Annotated in this window: 15 protein-coding genes; 7 read left to right on the top strand and 8 right to left on the bottom strand. The window is 75.7% G+C overall.

The features are described 5' to 3' along the window. Positions 1 to 1342: 1342 nt before the first annotated feature. Complete coding sequence (locus tag K1Y72_RS35495; protein ID WP_220170940.1) at positions 1343 to 2431, bottom strand: hypothetical protein; 1089 nt, start codon at positions 2429 to 2431, stop codon at positions 1343 to 1345. Between the two features lie 98 nt (positions 2432 to 2529). On the opposite strand from K1Y72_RS35495, the gene K1Y72_RS35490 reads away from it, so the two are divergent. Together K1Y72_RS35490 and K1Y72_RS35485 are read left to right on the top strand one after the other, a co-directional pair. Further along, entirely contained in the window at positions 2530 to 3441 is a 912-nt protein-coding gene (locus K1Y72_RS35490) for an NADP-dependent oxidoreductase (protein ID WP_220170939.1), read from the top strand. A gap of 30 nt (positions 3442 to 3471) precedes the next feature. Then, positions 3472 to 4359 (top strand): aldo/keto reductase, encoded by an 888-nt coding sequence (locus K1Y72_RS35485; protein ID WP_220170938.1) that lies wholly within the window; start codon positions 3472 to 3474, stop codon positions 4357 to 4359. Here K1Y72_RS35485 and K1Y72_RS35480 read toward each other — a convergent pair. After that, positions 4351 to 5058 carry a TetR/AcrR family transcriptional regulator gene (locus K1Y72_RS35480; RefSeq protein ID WP_220170937.1) on the bottom strand — a complete coding sequence of 236 codons (708 nt, stop codon included), beginning with the start codon at positions 5056 to 5058 and terminating at the stop codon, positions 4351 to 4353. The two genes, K1Y72_RS35485 and K1Y72_RS35480, sit on opposite strands and share 9 nt — an antisense overlap. A gap of 130 nt (positions 5059 to 5188) precedes the next feature. Here K1Y72_RS35480 and K1Y72_RS35475 point away from each other — a divergent pair, with 130 nt between their 5' ends. Next, complete coding sequence (locus K1Y72_RS35475) at positions 5189 to 6694, top strand: APC family permease (protein WP_308287387.1); 1506 nt, start codon at positions 5189 to 5191, stop codon at positions 6692 to 6694. A 22-nt stretch (positions 6695 to 6716) separates the two neighbouring features. After that, entirely contained in the window at positions 6717 to 8366 is a 1650-nt protein-coding gene (locus K1Y72_RS35470; RefSeq protein ID WP_220170936.1) for an amidohydrolase, read from the top strand. Here the strand turns inward: K1Y72_RS35470 and K1Y72_RS35465 are convergent. Next, the gene (locus K1Y72_RS35465; RefSeq protein ID WP_220170935.1) at positions 8363 to 9304 is read right to left on the bottom strand and encodes a DMT family transporter; all 942 of its coding nucleotides are present in this window, start codon (positions 9302 to 9304) and stop codon (positions 8363 to 8365) included. The genes K1Y72_RS35470 and K1Y72_RS35465 overlap by 4 nt on opposite strands. Positions 9305 to 9375: 71 nt before the next feature. Here K1Y72_RS35465 and K1Y72_RS35460 point away from each other — a divergent pair, with 71 nt between their 5' ends. After that, entirely contained in the window at positions 9376 to 9846 is a 471-nt protein-coding gene (locus tag K1Y72_RS35460) for an Lrp/AsnC family transcriptional regulator (RefSeq protein WP_220170934.1), read from the top strand. Between the two features lie 136 nt (positions 9847 to 9982). On the opposite strand, the gene K1Y72_RS35455 is transcribed toward K1Y72_RS35460, so the two are convergent. The 4 genes from K1Y72_RS35455 to K1Y72_RS35440 form a co-directional block, all read right to left on the bottom strand. Continuing rightward, positions 9983 to 10684 carry a VIT1/CCC1 transporter family protein gene (locus tag K1Y72_RS35455; protein WP_308287386.1) on the bottom strand — a complete coding sequence of 234 codons (702 nt, stop codon included), beginning with the start codon at positions 10682 to 10684 and terminating at the stop codon, positions 9983 to 9985. Between the two features lie 55 nt (positions 10685 to 10739). After that, positions 10740 to 11987, bottom strand: coding sequence for a serine/threonine-protein kinase (locus K1Y72_RS37510; protein ID WP_220170932.1), 1248 nt, complete (start codon positions 11985 to 11987; stop codon positions 10740 to 10742). 108 nt (positions 11988 to 12095) lie between these two features. After that, the gene (locus K1Y72_RS35445; RefSeq protein WP_220170931.1) at positions 12096 to 12446 is read right to left on the bottom strand and encodes an ester cyclase; all 351 of its coding nucleotides are present in this window, start codon (positions 12444 to 12446) and stop codon (positions 12096 to 12098) included. Continuing rightward, positions 12443 to 12880 carry a MarR family winged helix-turn-helix transcriptional regulator gene (locus tag K1Y72_RS35440; RefSeq protein ID WP_220170930.1) on the bottom strand — a complete coding sequence of 146 codons (438 nt, stop codon included), beginning with the start codon at positions 12878 to 12880 and terminating at the stop codon, positions 12443 to 12445. The genes K1Y72_RS35445 and K1Y72_RS35440 overlap by 4 nt, the downstream gene beginning before the upstream one ends. 155 nt (positions 12881 to 13035) lie before the next feature. On the opposite strand from K1Y72_RS35440, the gene K1Y72_RS35435 reads away from it, so the two are divergent. Further along, complete coding sequence (locus K1Y72_RS35435; RefSeq protein ID WP_220170929.1) at positions 13036 to 13956, top strand: NADP-dependent oxidoreductase; 921 nt, start codon at positions 13036 to 13038, stop codon at positions 13954 to 13956. Positions 13957 to 13995: 39 nt separating this feature from the next. On the opposite strand, the gene K1Y72_RS35430 is transcribed toward K1Y72_RS35435, so the two are convergent. After that, positions 13996 to 14559, bottom strand: coding sequence for a hypothetical protein (locus tag K1Y72_RS35430; protein WP_220170928.1), 564 nt, complete (start codon positions 14557 to 14559; stop codon positions 13996 to 13998). 817 nt (positions 14560 to 15376) lie between these two features. On the opposite strand from K1Y72_RS35430, the gene K1Y72_RS37505 reads away from it, so the two are divergent. Beyond that, a complete protein-coding gene (locus K1Y72_RS37505; protein WP_220170927.1) occupies positions 15377 to 16054 on the top strand; it encodes a hypothetical protein in 678 nt (225 codons plus the stop codon). Positions 16055 to 16196 lie beyond the last annotated feature (142 nt).

The raw sequence follows: 16196 nt of genomic DNA, 5'->3' as shown, positions 1-16196 counted from the left end.
GACACCACCGCCCAGCGATGACGCCCCCCCCCCCGCCCCCCCCCCCGCCCCCCCCCCCCTCCCCCCCCCCCCCCCCCCCCCCCCCCCCCCCCCCCCCCCCCCCCCCCCCCCCCCCCCCCCCCCACCCCCCCCCCCCCCCCCGCCCCCCCCCCCCCCCCCCCCCCCCCCCCCCCCCCCCCCCCCCCCCCCCCGCCCCCCCCCCCCCCCACCCCCCCCCCCCCCCCCCCCGCCGCACCCCCCACCCACCCAAACGCCGCCGCCGCCCGGCCCACCGCCTGGACCTGGCCCTCAGCGGCATCTCCTAGCCCCACCCGCAACCCCTACGCCCATCTGCGCGCCGCCCAGACCACGGCCGCGCCCCACACCCGCTCACACGCACGCCGCCCCAGCCGCCGCCTGGACGCGGCCTTCAGCGCCATCCGCCAGCGCACGCCCTCAACCCCGCAGCCCCTTTCACGACGCCGCCGCCCGAACCACCCCCATGACCGCGCCGCGCCCAGCGCCTTCCCGCAACCCCGCTCGGGCCACCGCCACAACTCCCCCGCATCCCGCACCCATCCGCACAACGACGCCGCCACCCAAGCCACCACTCGGACGCTGCGCTGAGCAGCGTCCGCCGAAGCACGTCCTCAAGCTCACGTCCCGCTCCGCAACGCCGCCACCCAAGCCACCACTCGGACGCTGCACTGAGCGGCGTCCGCCAAAGCACCTCCAAACCCACGCCCTACCGCGCAACGCCACCACCCAAGCCACTGCCCGGACATCACGCCAAGCGACGTCCACCAGAGCACGTCCCTTAGCTCACGTCCCGCTGCGCGACGCCGCCACCCGAGCCACTGCTTGGACGTCGCGCCGAGCGGCGTCCATCAGAGCACCTCCCCAAACCCACGCCCCACCGCACAACGCCACCACCCGAGCCACTGCCCGGACGTCGCGCTGAGGGGCGTCGGCCAGGATGCGGGCTTGAGCCCGACGTTCTCTTGCGTGGCGCCGTGGGCCGGGCCATCGCCACGTCGCCGGAGCCGTCCCTTGGGCTCCGTACTGAGCGACGGCTGCTAGAGCGCGTCCTCTGGTCAGGGGCGCTTGGCGATTGCGGCCCCGCCGCTGAACGCCCCGCCTCCGCCCCCGCCGAAGATGACCACCCGGTCATCAGGAGTTGAGATGCGGCGTGTTGGGCACTTCGGCGATCGAAAGAGGCCAACACGCCGCATCTCAACTTTTCATGACCGGGTGGTCGCAGGTGGTGGGGCGGGCGAAGGCCGTCCTCGGGTCGCCATCACCGGTGGAGGCCGGTTGGCTCCGCCTGCTGGCGGGCGGCGGGCTGTGTGAGCGTCGGGTCTGGTCAGTGGTTGGTCATGACCAGGGTTCCCAGGCGGCTCGTGCCGACGCCCCAGACCGTTCCGGTGCCGGGGGCGGTGGCGAGGGCGGTCAGTTCGGCGTTCGGTGTTCCGGCGGACTGCGGGACGGCGACGCGCGTCGCGGTTCCGCCGGGGCCGAGGCGGAGGACGGCCGGGGCGCCGCTCGTGTCGGCGGCCTTGCCAGCGGCGTAGGCGCCGCCCTGACCGTCGGGTGCGAGCGATGTCAGGGACGCCGTTCCGGCGGGGACGGGCACGTTGTGCCAGGCGGTGCCGTCCCAGCGGGCGAGCAGCGGGGTGTCGTCGCCGTCGGCGGTGCGGCCGACCGCCCACACGTCGCCGGACGCGACGGGCAGCACGTCCCGGACGGTCGCGGTGTCCGGCCAGACGGCGACGGGGTGCTCCACCCACGCCGTGCCGTCCCAGCGGGCGGTGTCGGGGTAAGAGGACCACGTCCCGTCCCAGTGCTGGTGCCGGCCCGCGACCCAGGCGCCGGTCCCGGCGGCGCGGATGCGGGTGGTCTGGAACTCGAAGCCGAGCCGCACGTCGGTGGTCCGCCAGGTGCCGCCGGTCAGGTGCCAGACGTGGCCGAGGCTGTTGGAGACCCATACGTCCCCGGGTCCCGCCGCGTCCACCGAGCCGCCGGACGCCGAGCCGCCCTCCCAGTCGGGCGGGCGCGCCTCGCTCCACGCGGTGCCGTTCCAGTGGATGAAGTAGGGGTGGTTGAGGCCGTTCAGGTCGGACTGGCCGCCGACGGCCCAGGCGTCGGACGGCGAGACGGCGGCGACGGCGTCCAGCGTCGTGTGCAGCACCTGCCCGGGGATCGGCCGCCCCTGCCAGCCGCTCCCCGTCCAGCGCTGCATGACCGCCTGCGGGTAGTCGAACACCGTGGACCCGACGCGGTAGTAGGCCCCGACCGCCCAGGCGTCGTCCGGGGCCGCGGCCGCGACCCCGGTGAGCTTCCCGCCGGGCACGAACGGCGAGGCGACGGACCGCCACTCCCCGGCCGCCGAGGCGGCCGGAGCGGGCACGAGGGTGAGGACGAGGGCGGCGGCGACGCCGAGCGGCCGGATCATGACGCCAGTATTCACTGGCATCCTCGGGGGTTCTTGTCACCTTCCGATGAATTCGCCGCCTTGACCTCAAGATCGCTTGAGGTCCTAGCGTCGCCGGTATGAGAGCAGCGGCGTTCACCGAGCCGGGTGGTCCCGGCGTGCTTCGTGTCATGGAAGTCCCCGAGCCGCAGGCCGGGCCCGGGGAGGTGCGCGTGCGCGTGCGCGCCGCCGGGGTGCAGCCCTTCGACCTCGCGGTCCGGGAGGGCTGGCTGCCGCCGGGCGCCCCGGACGGCTTCCCGCGCGTGCCGGGCAACGAGTTCGCGGGCGTCGTCGACCAGGTCGGGGACGGCGTCGCGGGCCTCGCCGCGGGCGCGGAGGTGATGGGCAACACCCTGCTCGGCTGCTACGCCGAGTACGTCGCCGTCCCGGCGGCGGCGGTCGCGGCGAAGCCCACCGGCATGCCGTGGGAGGTCGCGGGCGGCTTCCCCGCCGCCGTCCAGACACCGCACATCGCGCTGGAGGAGATGCGCGTCGGGCCCGGCGACACGGTGCTGGTGCACGCGGCGGCGGGCGGTGTCGGGACGGTCGCGGTCCAGCTCGCCCGGCTCGCCGGGGCGGCCGTCGTCGGTACCGCGAGCGAGGCCAACCACGACCACCTGCGCGCGCTCGGCGCGATCCCCGTCGCCTACGGGCCGGGCCTCGCGGACCGCGTGCGCGCGGCCGCGCCGCAGGGGGTGGACGCCGCCCTGGACGGCGCGGGCGGCGACGCGCTCGCCGTCTCGCTGGAGCTGGTGAAGGACCGCGGCCGGATCATCACGCTGGTCGAGCACGGGCGCGCCGCCGAACTCGGCGTGCGGACCACGCCGAACAAGCGGTCGGCGGCCCGGCTGGCGGAGGCGGCGCGCTTCTACGAGGAGGGCCGGCTGCGCGTCCACGTGCGGGCCGCCTTCCCGCTGGAGCGCGCCGCCGACGCGCACCGCGAGGTCGCCACCGGGCACGGGCGCGGCAAGGCGGTCCTCGTCCTGGCCTGACCGGCCCCGGCGTGCGAGAGTGATCTTGTGATGGGGACGGGCGGGGCGCGGGTGCTGTACGGGTGCATGGGGCTCGGGGACGTCGGGCAGGCACAGGCGGCGGTGCGGGCCGCGCTGGACGCGGGGATCACCGCCTTCGACCACGCCGACATCTACGGCGGCGGGCGCGCCGAGGCGGTGTTCGGGGAGGTGCTGGCGGGCGACGCCGGGCTGCGCGAGCGGATCACCGTGCAGACCAAGTGCGGCATCCGCCCCGACCTCGGCGTCTACGACCTGCGGGGCGCGAGCATCACGGCCCGCGTCGAGCAGAGTTTGGAGCGGCTGCGCACCGACGTGGTGGACGTCCTGCTGCTGCACCGGCCCGATCCGCTCGCCGACCCCGCCGACGTCGCGGCGGCGCTGACGTCGCTGCACCGGCAGGGGCTCGTGCGGGCGTTCGGGGTGTCGAACATGAGCGGCGCGCAGATCGCGCTGCTCCAGCACCATCTTGAGCTGCCGCTCGTCGCCGACCAGCTTGAGATGAGCCTGCACCGCCGCGACTGGGTCGAGGCGGGGGTTCTGGTGGACACCCCGGAGTCAGCGGAGGTCGGTTTTCCGCTCGGGACGGTCGAGTACTGCATGCGGCACGGCGTCGAGCTCCAGGCGTGGGGCGCCTTGGCGCAGGGCCGCTACACCGGCCGCGAGCAGAATCCGACGGCCGAGCTCGTCGCCCGGCTCGCCGCCGCCAAGGGCACCACCCCCGAGACGATCGTGCTCTGGTGGCTGCAGCGCCATCCGGCCCGCATCGCGCCCGTCATCGGCACGACGAACCCCGACCGCATCCGCGCCTGCGCCGACGCCGCCCGCCGCGAACCCGACCTCACCCGCGAGGAGTGGTACGAGCTCTGGCTGTCCGCGCGCGGCCACCGCCTACCCTGACGCGCGCTCGGCGGCGAGGCGCGCCTCCAGCCCGGTGAGCAGCAGGTCGACCGTGTCGGCGAAGACGGGTTCGGCCATGGCGGGCAGGTGCTCGCGGACGGCGTGCAGGACGGGGTATTCGCCGGCGTCCGGCGCGGCGTACGCGCGTTCCCAGAGTTCGGCGTCGGCGGCGCGCTGCTTCGGGCCGAGGTCGCGGACGGCGGCGTCCACCGCCGCGAGGGCGAGGACGGTGTCCACGAAGTCCAGGTAGTGGCGGACCGCCGAGGCGGGCGCGAAGCCCGCCTCCAGCAGCAGCCCGACGCCCGCCTCGACGGCGCGCAGCTCGTTGCGGCCGCCGGTCACGCGGGCGGCGCGCAGCACCGCGAGGCGCGGGTGCAGCAGCATCGAGTCGCGGACGCGGAAGGCGAAGGCGCGCAGCCCCTCCCGCCAGCCGGCGGCGTCCGGCAGGCCGGTGAGCATGTCGCCGATGAGGCGGTCGGCGACGGCGAGCAGCAGCGCGTCGGTGTCGCGGAAGTAGCGGTAGATCGCGGACGGGTCGGCGCCGAGCTCGGCGCCGAGGCGGCGGACGGTGAGCGCGCCGCCCGGCGCGTCGATCAGCTCCAGGGCCGTGTCCACGATCAGCTCGGCGGTCAGCACGGTGCCCGCCCGGGTCGGGCGGCGGCGCCGCCGCTCCACCGGGACGCGGTCGCGCGGGGGCATGGGGCTCCTCTCGGGGGGTCGGACCGAGCATGAGCGTACGGCGCTGTTATGTCAACGCATTGACATAAAGCGGCGGCGCCTGTTTCATCTGGTCACGCCTCCCGCCCGCATCCCCGTTGAGGAGCGCACCGTGCCCGACTCCCCCGCCGCCGAACCCCCCGCCTCCCCCGCCCCGGCCGCCCTGCCCCGCGCCCTCGGCGTCCGGGACGGGATGGCGCTCGCCGCCTCCAGCACCGCCGCGACCACCAGCATCGGCATCGGCCTCGGCGCGCTCGCCGCGTACGCGGGCCGCCAGACACCGGCGCTGCTCATCGTCGCGTTCCTGCCGATCCTCGGGATCGCGCTCGCCTACGCCCGCCTCAACCGGTCCGAGCCCAACTGCGGCAACGGCTACACCTGGGTCGGCCGCTCGATCGGCCCCTGGCCCGGGTTCCTCACCGGCTGGGTGCTGCTCGTCGGCAGCGTCGTGTTCATGGCCTACACGAGCGCCGTGACCGGCTCGGTCGTCCTGCAGTTCGCGGGCAAGGCGGGCCTGCACGGGTTGCTCGGCGTCCGCCTCGACCCTAACTCGACGCTGCAGAGCACGCTGCTCGGCCTGGTCGCCCTCGTCGCGGTGACGGTCACGGCGGTGACCGGCGTCCGGTCGGCGACGCGGCTCCAGTGGTGGCTGCTGGTGTTCGAGTACACGGTGCTCATCGCGTTCTGCGGCTGGGCGGTCGTCGCCGGCGACCAGCCGTTCTCCTGGTCCTGGCTGAACCCGTTCGCGATCGGCTCGTTCTCCTCCCTCGCGCAGGGCCTCGTCCTGTCGGTCTTCATCTACTGGGGCTGGGACGCGGCGTTCACCGTCAACGAGGAGACCCGGAACGCCCGCGACGCCGCGCGCGGCGGCCTCGCCGCCCTCGGCGCGATGCTCGGCCTGTTCGTGTTCGCCGCCATCGCCTTCCAGCGGGTCCTCGGCGACGATGAGATGGTGGAGCGCGGTCCGCAGGCGCTGACGTTCCTCGGCGGGCACCTGGCGTCCGAGCCGTGGGCGTCGCTGCCGCTCGCCGCGCTGATGTGCTCGGCGTTCGCCTCGCTGCAGTCCAGCGTCATCCCGACCGCGCGCGGCGCGCTCGCCATGGGCCGCGACCGGACGCTCGGCGCGGTGTGGACGCGGATCAGCCCCCGCTACGGCTCGCCCGCCGTCGGCACCGTCCTCGTCATGGCGATCGCCGCCGCGATCGCGCTGCTCGCGGTCGGCATCCCCCGCCTCAACCTGATGATCCTGACGGCGGTCAACTCGATCGGCCTGCTCGTCGCGCTCTACTACGGCCTGACGGCGCTCGCCTGCGCCGTGCGGTTCCGCGGCGCGCTCCGCGAGGGGCCGCTGGAGGCGCTGCGCGCCGTCGTCGTCCCGGGCGCGAGCGGCCTCGCGCTGTTCGCGCTCGGGGGATACCTGGCCTACCTGTACGCCACGATGAGCGATCATTTCGCCGTCGCCCCCGACAACGGCTGGTTCATGCTGCTGCTGCCCGCCGTGTTCGTGGCGTCCGGGCTGCTCGCCGCGGCCTGGGCCAGGTGGCGGCGCCGCTCGCCCTACTTCACCACCGGCCGCGGCACCGACGCCGAGGCCATCGCCCTGCCCATGGACGCCTGAGCGTCCCCCGAGAAGGAGCACCATGCGCCACGACCAGCCCGCCGACCTCGTCTTCCACGGCGGCCCGGTGCACACCGTGGACGCGGCGCGCAGCCGCGCGACGGCCGTCGCCGTCACCGGGGAGCGCGTCACCGCCGTCGGCCACGACGAGGTGCGCGCCCTGGTCGGGCCGCGCACCGAGGTCGTGGACCTGCGCGGCCGGCTGCTGATCCCCGGCTTCCAGGACGCGCACGTCCACCCGGTCGGCGGCGGCGTCGAGCTCGGCCAGTGCGACCTCACCGGCCGCGTCACGGCCGCGGAGTACGCCGCCGCCGTCCGCGCCTACGCGGACCGCCACGACGGCCCGTGGATCACCGGCGGCGGCTGGTCCATGGAGGCGTTCCCCGGCGGCACCCCGGACCGGCGCGCGCTGGACGCGATCGTCCCCGACCGGCCCGTCTACCTCGTCAACCGCGACCACCACGGCGCCTGGGCCAACAGCCGCGCGCTGGAGCTCGCCGGCGTCACCGCCGCCACGCCCGACCCGGCGGACGGCCGCATCGAGCGCGACGCGGGCGGGGAGCCCACCGGCATGCTCCAGGAGGGCGCGATGGGGCTCGTCGCCCGGTTCGTCCCGCCGCCGACGGAGCGCGAGCTGCTGGACGGCCTGCTGCGCGCGCAGGCGCTCCTGCACTCCTACGGCGTCACCGCCTGGCAGGACGCCATCATCGGCAACCACGCCACGATCGCCGACCCGTCCACCGCCTACGCCGCCGCCGCGCGCGACGGCCTGCTGACCGCCCGCGTCCGCGGCGCGCTCTGGTGGGACCGGGGGCGCGGCCTGGAGCAGCTCGATGGCCTGCGCGAGCGCCGCGACGCGCTCACCACCGGCCGCGACCTGAACTGCCACACCGTCAAGATCATGCAGGACGGGATCGCGGAGAACGGCACCGCCGCGATGCTCGCGCCCTACCTGACGGCGTGCGGGTGCGCGTCCGACAACAGCGGCATCTCGTTCGTCGAGCCGGACGCGCTGAAGGAGTACGTCACCGCCCTCGACCGGGAGGGCTTCCAGGTCCACTTCCACGCGCTCGGCGACCGCGCCGTCCGCGAGGCCCTGGACGCCGTCGAGGCCGCCCGCCGCGCCAACGGCTGGACCGACACCCGCCCGCACCTCGCGCACCTCCAGGTCGTGGCGCCCGCCGACGTGCCGCGCTTCGCGGCGCTCGGCGCGGCCGCCAACGTCCAGGCGCTGTGGGCGGCGCACGAGCCGCAGATGGACGACCTCACCATCCCGTTCCTCGGTGCGGAGCGCGCCGCTCAGCAGTACCCGTTCGGGGACCTGCTGCGGGCCGGCGCCACCCTCGCGGCGGGCAGCGACTGGCCGGTGTCCAGCGCCGACCCGATCGCCGCCCTGCACACCGCCGTCAACCGGCACGAGCCCGGCTCGGACCGGCCGGTGTTCCTGCCCGAGCAGCGCCTCGACCTCGGCGCCGCGCTCGCCGCCTACACCGCCGGGTCGGCGTACGTGAACCACCTGGACGGCACCGGCTCGATCGTCCCCGGCCACCTCGCCGACCTCGCCGTCCTCGACCGCGACCCGTTCGCCGGGCCGCCCGCCGAGATCCACCGGACGCGCGTCCTGCAGACGTTCGTCGGCGGCCGCCGCGTGTACGCCGCGGACGACGCCTAGACGAGCGCGGGTTCGCGCTCGGGCTCGGGCAGGTCGTCGCGGCGGGCCGGCGGCGCGGGTGGGGTGCGCCTGCCGAGGTAGGGCAGGGTGTTGAGGGCGATGCCGCCGAGCACCGCGAGGGCGCCGAAGACCTGCGCGGGGCCGACGTGGTCGCCGAACGCGACCGCGCCGAGCGCGAACCCGACGACCGGCTCCAGGTTCAGGAAGATCCCGGCGATCTCGGGGGCGACGCGGGCCTGCCCGAACGCGAACAGCGTGTAGGGCGCCAGCGTCCCGAAGACCGTCAGCGCGAGCACCGCGAGGAGCGGCCCCGTCCCGGGCGCCCGCACGGGGCTCCCGTCGGTGACGGCCGCGACCGGCGCCGAGGCGAGCGCGGCCGCGCCGAACTGCACGGCCGTCACCGCGACGGGGCTCCGCCCGGCCAGCACGGTCTGCTGGGCGAGCAGGAACGCGGCGGTGAGCAGCACCGTCACGAGGACCAGGAGGTCCCCGGCGAGCGTCGCGCCGCCCGCGCCGTTCGCGGCGACCACGCCGATGCCGGCGAGCGCGAGCGCGAAGCCCGCCCACGACAGCGCGCCGACGCGGCCCCGGCCGAGCAGCACCACCAGCAGCGCGCCGAGCACCGGCGTCGCCCCGATGATCAGCGAGGCGTGGCTGACGCTGGTGCGCGCGATGCCCTGCCCCTGCAGGACGACGACGAGGCCGTAGCCGAGCACGCCCCACAGGACGATCTTCCAGGTGAGCGCGCCGCGCAGCCCGCGCCGGCCCGCGACCAGCGCGAGCGGCACGGCGGCCAGCCCGAACCGGGCCACCGTCAGCCAGGCCGGGCCGACGCCGGCGAGCGCGACCTTGGTCAGCGGGACGGTGATCCCCCACAGCAGACCCGAGGCGATCAACGCGAGCAGCGTGACCGCGCGGTCCCCACGAACGAAACGCATGGCATCCAGCATCGGCGCCGGCGGGGCGTCGGCCGCTGATCCGGCCCGGAGACCGAATAAAATTTCGCCGCATGGCCCTTTCGCTCGATGAAATTGACCGGCGGCTGCTGACCGAGCTGCAGGCCGACGCCGACCGCACGAACGTGGAGCTGGCCCGCCTGGTCGGGCTGTCCCCGGCGGCGACGCTGCACCGCGTCCGGCGGCTCAAGGAGGCGGGCGTGATCCGGCGGATCACCGCCGAGCTGGACCCCGACCTCGCGGGCTTCCCGCTGCGCGCCTACGTGTCGGTGACGCTGGCCCGGCACACCCCGACCGCCGAGCGCGCCTTCCAGGCCGCGCTGCAGGACATCCCGCAGGTCGTCGTGGCCGAGGTCGTCGCGGGCGAGACCGACCTGCTGATCCAGATCGTCGCGCGGGACGTCCCGGAGCTGCAGCGCGTCCTCACCCGCCTGTCGGTGCACGGCGCCCAGCGCATCGTCACCCTCCTGCACCTCCAGGAGATCAAGACCCGCTCCCCCCTCCCCCTCACCGACCCCGCCTGACCGCCCACCCATGACCACCCGGTCATCGGACGTTGAGATGCGGCGTGTTGGCCTCTGGGAGCGCTCCCAGAGGCCAACACGCCGCATCTCGACGAGGGGTGACCGGGTGGTCGTGGGCGGGGAGCGGGGGGCGGGGTCAGACGCCGGCGGCGCCGAGGAGGGTGCCCGCGACGTAGGTGACGGCCATCGCGATCGAACCGCCCGCGACGTTGCGGAGGACGGCGGGCAGCGGGCGGGCCTCGCCGAGCCGGGCGCTCACCCACCCGCAGATCGCGAGCGCCGCGACCACCGCGGCCACGGTGACCGCGAGGCGGGCGCCGGCGGGCGGCAGCACGATCGCGAGCAGCGGCAGCAGCGCCCCGACGGTGAACGACAGGAAGCTCGCTCCGGCCGCCTGCCAGGGGTTCGTCAGCTCGTCGGGGTCGATGCCGAACTCGGCCTCGGCGTGCGCGGTGAGCGCGTCGCCCCGGGACAGCTCCTCGGCGACCTGCCGGGCCAGGCCCGGCGACAGCCCCTTGCCCTCGTAGGCGCGGGCCAGCTCGGCCACCGCGTCCTGCGGGCTCTCCGCCAGCTCGCGCTCCTCCATGGCGAGCTTCGCCCGCTCGGAGTCGCGCTGGGTGGACACCGACACGTACTCGCCCGCCGCCATCGACAGCGACCCGGACAGCAGCCCGGCGAGCCCGGCGGTGAGCAGCGCCGACCGCGACCCGGTGGCGCCCGCGACGCCGACGACGAGCCCGGCGGTGGACACCACGCCGTCGTTGGCGCCGAGCACCCCGGCCCGCAGCCAGTTCAGGCGGCCGCTCAGCGATCCGCGGGATTCCTCGTGCTCGGTCACCGGGCACACGTTAGCCGGGCGGTGATCACGCCCCGCCGCCGACACGCGTCCGGCGTCAGCGCCCCTTGGCCTTGGCCTTGGCCTTCGCCTTGGCCTTCGCCTTGGCCTTCGCCTTGGCCTTCGCCTTCTTCGCCTTCTCGACCTGGCCGGGCGGCCGCTCCCCGACGTCGCGGACGGCGCCGGTCGTCAGCGTCCGGTCGTCCGGCCCCGCCTCCCGGCGGCCGCCGTCGGCGGAGGGCGCCGTCACCCGCTTCGTCACCGTGACGACCGGCCCGGGGACCACCGACACGACGACGCGCGGCGCGCCCGCCGACGCGTCCAGCGGGCTCGGCAGCGCGAACAGGACGAGGCCGGCGGCGGCGAGCCCCGCCGCCGCGAGCGCTCCGGCGGCCCGCCGCGGCAGGCGGCGCGGGGCGCGCGGCGGCGGGACGCGGCGCGGCGCGTCCCACAGCGCCCGGACGGCGAACGGCGCCGTCGCCTGGTCGCGCTCGGCGAGCAGCCGGTCCCGCAGGTCGGCGGCGGACGGCCGGGCCGCCGGGTCGGTGGACAGCGCCGCCGCGACGAGGTCGCGGAGCAGCCCGTCCGGCATCCCGTCCAGGTCGGGCGCGAGGGTGAGGGAGCGCTCGGCGAGCCGGACGGCGTCGCCGGTCCCGAAGGGGTGGCGGCCGGACGCGGCGTAGGCGGCGAGCAGGCCCCAGCAGTAGACGTCGGCGGCCTCGGTGCCGGCCCGGCCGCTGAACCGCTCGGGCGCGATCCACCCGGGGCTGCCCATGACGGTCCCGGTCCGCGTCATGCTGTGCGACGCGTCGTGCGGGCGGGCGATGCCGAAGTCGATGACGCGCGGCCCGTCCGGCGACATGAGGACGTTCGCGGGCTTGACGTCGCGGTGCACGATGCCGAGGTCGTGGACGGCGGCGAGCGCGTCGGCGACGCCGATCGCGACGGCGAGCGCCGCGCCCGGCGCGAGCGCGCCGCGCGCCGACACCACCTCGGCGAGCGACGGCCCCGGCACGTACTCGCTGACCAGGTACGGGACGGCGGCGTCGCTGCCGTCGGCGACGACGCGCGCGACGTGCGCGCAGTCGACCAGCGCGGCGCAGCGCGCCTCGATCTGGAACCGCGCCCGCGCGTCCACGTCGGCGGCGTCCACCGCCCGCATCGTCTTCACCGCCACGTGCGCGCCGGGCCGTCCCGCCAGGTACACGACCCCCATGCCGCCCTCGCCGAGGCGGCCGCGCAGCCGATGACCGCCGATCTCCCCGGGATCGTCCGGCTGGAGCGGCTGCACGCGGCGTGCGGTCATCGGGGAACGTCCTAACGGGCGGGGCGGCGGGCGCGTCCTCCCTTCCCGCCCGTCGCACGAACAATCACCCGATCACATGTGATGTGACCCTTTTCTCTTCGAGGGCGGTCAGCGCCGTGCCAGGGACGACAGACCCCAGAGCTCCGCGATGCGGCCGTTCTCGACGCGGAACATCTCCAGCATCGTCGGGGGTTCGGCGGAGTCTCGGACGCCTCGCACGGTCGTGCGGGCGGCAACGGTGCCGTCCTCCACGACGAGGGACTCCACCACGACCTGGGCGTCCGGGTGCGCGTCGTGGAAGCGCCGCCAGGCCGCCGCGACGGCCGCCGGGCCGGTGGTGCCGAGGGGGTGGCTGCGGAAGCCGGGGGTGAAGACGGCCGCCACCGCGTCGTAGTCGCGGGCGTTGAAGGCCGCGTACATGCGGCGGGCGGCGGCGCGGGCGTCGGGGGCGGTGGTCACTGCGGGGGCTCCTGGGCGGTCAGGTTCGCGCGAATGCGGGCGAGGGTGCCGAGGAAGGCGTCGCGTTCGTCGGGGGCGACGCCCGCCAGCAGGTGCTCCTGGTACGCCTGGTGGCGGCGTTCCAGGTCGGCGGCGGCGCGGGCGCCGGCCGGGGTCAGGGCGGCGAGGGTGTGGCGGTTGTCGGACGGGTCGAGGCGGCGGGTCGCGAGGCCGTCGGCCTCCAGTTCCTTGACGAGGCGGGTGACGGTCGCGCCGTCGGCGCCGAGGACGCGGCGCAGGTCGCTGTGGGCGGTCTCGCCGGCGCGGTGCAGGCGGACGAGGAGCCGGACGCGCTGCGCGCTCAGGCCCGCGTGGCGCGCGAACGCCTGGCGCAGGGCGGCGTGGGCGGCGCCGAGCTCGCGGAAGAAGCGGTCCTCGGGGGTCTCGGCGGACATGGGTACTTTATAAGGTCAACTGTTGATGTAGTCAAGGGTCAGGGCAGGACCGGCGGTCCTAGGAAGACCTCTCCGTTCCTGCGGCCGGGACCGGGTGGCAACGTGATCGGTGTCGGGGCGGCCACCGGGCCGGCCAGCGGAAACGGGGAGTTCCCATGCCCAAGGCAGTGCGGTTCCAGCAGTACGGCGGCATCGACGTCCTGGAGGTCGTGGAGGTGGCGCGGCCGGTCCCCGGGCCCGGCCAGGTGCTCGTCCGGCAGAAGGCGACGTCGATCAACCCCGGCGAGGCGCACATCCGCACCGGGGCGCTGCACGACCGGTGGCCCGCGACGTTCCCGTCCGGGCAGGGCAGCGACATCGCCGGGGTCGTCGACGAGGTCGGCGAGGGCGTCACCGCGTTCGCGGCCGGCGACGAGGTCGTCGGGTTCACCGACCTGCGGGCCGCGCACGCCGAGTACGTGATCGCGGCGGTGGACGAGCTGACGGCGCGCCCGGCGGGCGTGCCGTGGGAGGTCGCCGGGACGCTGTACGTGGCGGGGACGACGGCGTACGCGGCGGTGCGGGCCGTGGACCTGCGGCCCGGCGACACCGTGGTGGTCTCGGGTGCGGCGGGCGGCGTCGGGTCGCTGGCCGTGCAGCTCGCGCGGCGCGCGGGCGCGACCGTCATCGGGCTGGCGAGCGAGCCCAACCACGGCTGGCTGCGCGACCACGGCGCGGTCCCGGTGACGTACGGCGAGGGCGTCGCGGACCGGATCCGCGCGGCCGCCGGCGGGAAGGCGGACGCCTTCATCGACACCTTCGGCGACGGCTACGTGCGGCTGGCGCTGGACCTCGGCGTCGCGCGCGACCGGATCGACACCGTCGCTGACTTCCCCGCCATCGAGGAGTACGGGGTGAAGGGCGACGGCAACGCGGCCGCGGGCAACGCCGGGGTGATCGCCGAGCTGGCCGCGCTGATCGCGGCCGGGGAGCTGGAGGTGCCGGTCGCGGCGACCTACCCGCTGGAGCGGGTGCGCGACGCCTACACCGAGCTGGAGCGGCGGCACACCCGCGGCAAGATCGTCCTGCTGCCGTGAGCGGCGGCCGGCGCCGCGGCCGGCCGGGACGCGCGGCGCTCAGCCCCGCGCGTCCCGGTGCGGGACGGGGCTCGGCCAGGTGAAGCGGAGCGTCCCGCCCTCGCCGAGGGCGTGCCAGCGCGGCGCGATCTCGTCCAGCCGGTCCACGACGCGGCCGGCGGCGGCGAGCACCTCGGGGGACACGGCGGCGACCTCGCGGGCGCGCACCGGCTCGGGCGCGTCCGGGCGCTCGCCGTGGCGGCGGCGCCACAGCACGTCGCAGAAGCCCGCCATCTTCTCGGAGACGGCCATGTCGTTCGTCCCGGCGTGGTCGTCGCGCCGCAGCCGCTCCTCGCGCTTCTGGCGCCGCCGCGTCTCGCGGCCCACGGCCCGCGCGTCGAGCCCGTCGCGGTCCAGGGTGCGGAAGGTGCCGCCGCCCTGGGCCGTCCGGCCGTAGAGCCCGGACGCCAGGCCGAGCTCGGCCTCGACGACGTAGTGCACGAGGTCGTGCGGGATGTGCTCGTGGAAGCCGGGGGCCGGGCGCGCGCCGCGCGGCTCGCCGTCCGGCGGGAGCACGGTGACGCCGTACCGGCGCCCGGCCATGCGGGTGAAGACGACGTCCATGCTCCGACGCTAGGTCGCGCCCGGAGGGGGCGCATCTCCTTTTTCGCGCCGGCGCGGTCCCGGCCGGGCGCGTCAGCGCCGAAATGGAACGGTCTATAAGAGCGCCGCGGACTTTCGCGGCGGGCGTGCGGGAACGGGAAGGCGAACCTTACTAGAATTGCGTTCGGTGGAAATCCTCCGGCGCCGGCGTCCCATTCCGATGATCACGCCGGGGTGCTCAATTCCTGCGCGAACGCGCCGGCCGGACGGCTGCGGGCGCGCACGGGATCCAGGACCGTAATGACGTGATGCAGGTCACGGAGCCGCAGCCGCCGCCCGGTGCCCTTTCCCAGCCGGGGCCGGCAGGTCAGTGGAGCCGTCAGTCCGCCCGCTGGCAATGGAGGGGCCGCTCACACCAGGGCCGGGCCGCACCGTTCCGCCAGATGAAGCCCGAAGGGAGGGCTTTTCGGCGCCGCGGGGCGCCGGCCACCGAACGTTTGCTTGGCCGCATGCGGCCAGCGCGGAACCTGACCAAAATGACCACCCAGTCAGCACGTACTGACGTGATGCGCGCCACACCTGCGCTGCGGTCCCGTCCCCGGCGCCACGCGCCGTCACGGATCAGGACCGGTTTTCGGGGAGGGTTCCGGCCATGCCGCGACGCCCAGAACCGATCACCAAAACCCGCGCCCCGCCCTACCGGCCGGTAGGCACTTGTTGATAAACGACCTCATTCATGGTTCTGTCCGAGTGCCGCGAAACGCCGCTTCGTTCACGGGCCCGGCGAATGGCGCGACGTGGCGAGTCTGTGTCTCCCCCACCCGCGAAAGAGACCAGCATGAAGAAGCTCGGCAAGTTCTCCCTCACCGCCTCCGCCACCGCCGCGATCGTCGTGGTGACCGCCGGCTCGGCGTTCGCCACCACCATCAAGGACCCGGTCAACGCCTACTCGGGCGCCGTCCGGGCCAACAACATCGGCAACATCACCCTCAGCGGAACCGGCTCCCTCGGCCTGGTGACCAACACCTGCACCGGCAGCCAGCTCGACGCCACGGTCAACAGCAACGGCACCGGCGGCTCGCTCACCGGCGTGTCCATCACCGGCTGCACCAACAACCGCGGCGGCACGACGACGGTCACCGCCCTCGGCCTCCCCTACAGCGGCGCCACCGTCGCCTACGCGCCGGTCGCCGGCGGCCGCGACGGCACCCTCACCATCAACGCGCCGAACACGGCCGTGAACATCCAGGCCGTGATGACGCTCCCCGCGTGGGGCATCTCGTCGCTGACCTGCAACTACAGCCTCACCAGCAGCACCCCGCTGACGATCAACCTCTACAACTACAACAACGCCAACAAGCCCGTGCCGAGCAACACCCACGCGCAGGGCACCCTCACCGGCCAGTCGCTCCAGCGGACCAGCACCGACGTCCGCTGCCCGTCCAGCGCGGCGGCGACGGGCAAGTTCCAGCTCCTCGCGCAGCCGAGCGGCCACGACCTGGCCGTCACGTCCTGACCGAGCACCACTGATCGGGAGCGGTCCCGCTCCGCTCCCGACCGGCGGGCCCCCCCGCCCCCCCGCCGGCCCCCCCCCGCCGTCCCCCCCCCCCCCCCCCCCCCCCCCCCCCCCGCCCCGCCCCCCGCCCCCCCCCCCCCCC

It is taken from the genome of Actinomadura parmotrematis (assembly GCF_019458805.1).
Lineage (GTDB): Bacteria > Actinomycetota > Actinomycetes > Streptosporangiales > Streptosporangiaceae > Spirillospora > Spirillospora parmotrematis.
The sequence above is the reverse complement of the archived record's forward strand: the minus strand, read 5'-3'. Positions and strand labels throughout refer to the sequence as shown.

Coding starts and splice junctions, on each gene's coding strand:
- K1Y72_RS35495 (WP_220170940.1), bottom strand. CDS start 2,431: ATGATCCGGCCGCTCGGCGTCGCCGCCGCCCTCGTCCTCACCCTCGTG.
- K1Y72_RS35490 (WP_220170939.1), top strand. CDS start 2,530: ATGAGAGCAGCGGCGTTCACCGAGCCGGGTGGTCCCGGCGTGCTTCGT.
- K1Y72_RS35485 (WP_220170938.1), top strand. CDS start 3,472: ATGGGGACGGGCGGGGCGCGGGTGCTGTACGGGTGCATGGGGCTCGGG.
- K1Y72_RS35480 (WP_220170937.1), bottom strand. CDS start 5,058: ATGCCCCCGCGCGACCGCGTCCCGGTGGAGCGGCGGCGCCGCCGCCCG.
- K1Y72_RS35470 (WP_220170936.1), top strand. CDS start 6,717: ATGCGCCACGACCAGCCCGCCGACCTCGTCTTCCACGGCGGCCCGGTG.
- K1Y72_RS35465 (WP_220170935.1), bottom strand. CDS start 9,304: ATGCGTTTCGTTCGTGGGGACCGCGCGGTCACGCTGCTCGCGTTGATC.
- K1Y72_RS35460 (WP_220170934.1), top strand. CDS start 9,376: ATGGCCCTTTCGCTCGATGAAATTGACCGGCGGCTGCTGACCGAGCTG.
- K1Y72_RS37510 (WP_220170932.1), bottom strand. CDS start 11,987: ATGACCGCACGCCGCGTGCAGCCGCTCCAGCCGGACGATCCCGGGGAG.
- K1Y72_RS35440 (WP_220170930.1), bottom strand. CDS start 12,880: ATGTCCGCCGAGACCCCCGAGGACCGCTTCTTCCGCGAGCTCGGCGCC.
- K1Y72_RS35435 (WP_220170929.1), top strand. CDS start 13,036: ATGCCCAAGGCAGTGCGGTTCCAGCAGTACGGCGGCATCGACGTCCTG.
- K1Y72_RS35430 (WP_220170928.1), bottom strand. CDS start 14,559: ATGGACGTCGTCTTCACCCGCATGGCCGGGCGCCGGTACGGCGTCACC.
- K1Y72_RS37505 (WP_220170927.1), top strand. CDS start 15,377: ATGAAGAAGCTCGGCAAGTTCTCCCTCACCGCCTCCGCCACCGCCGCG.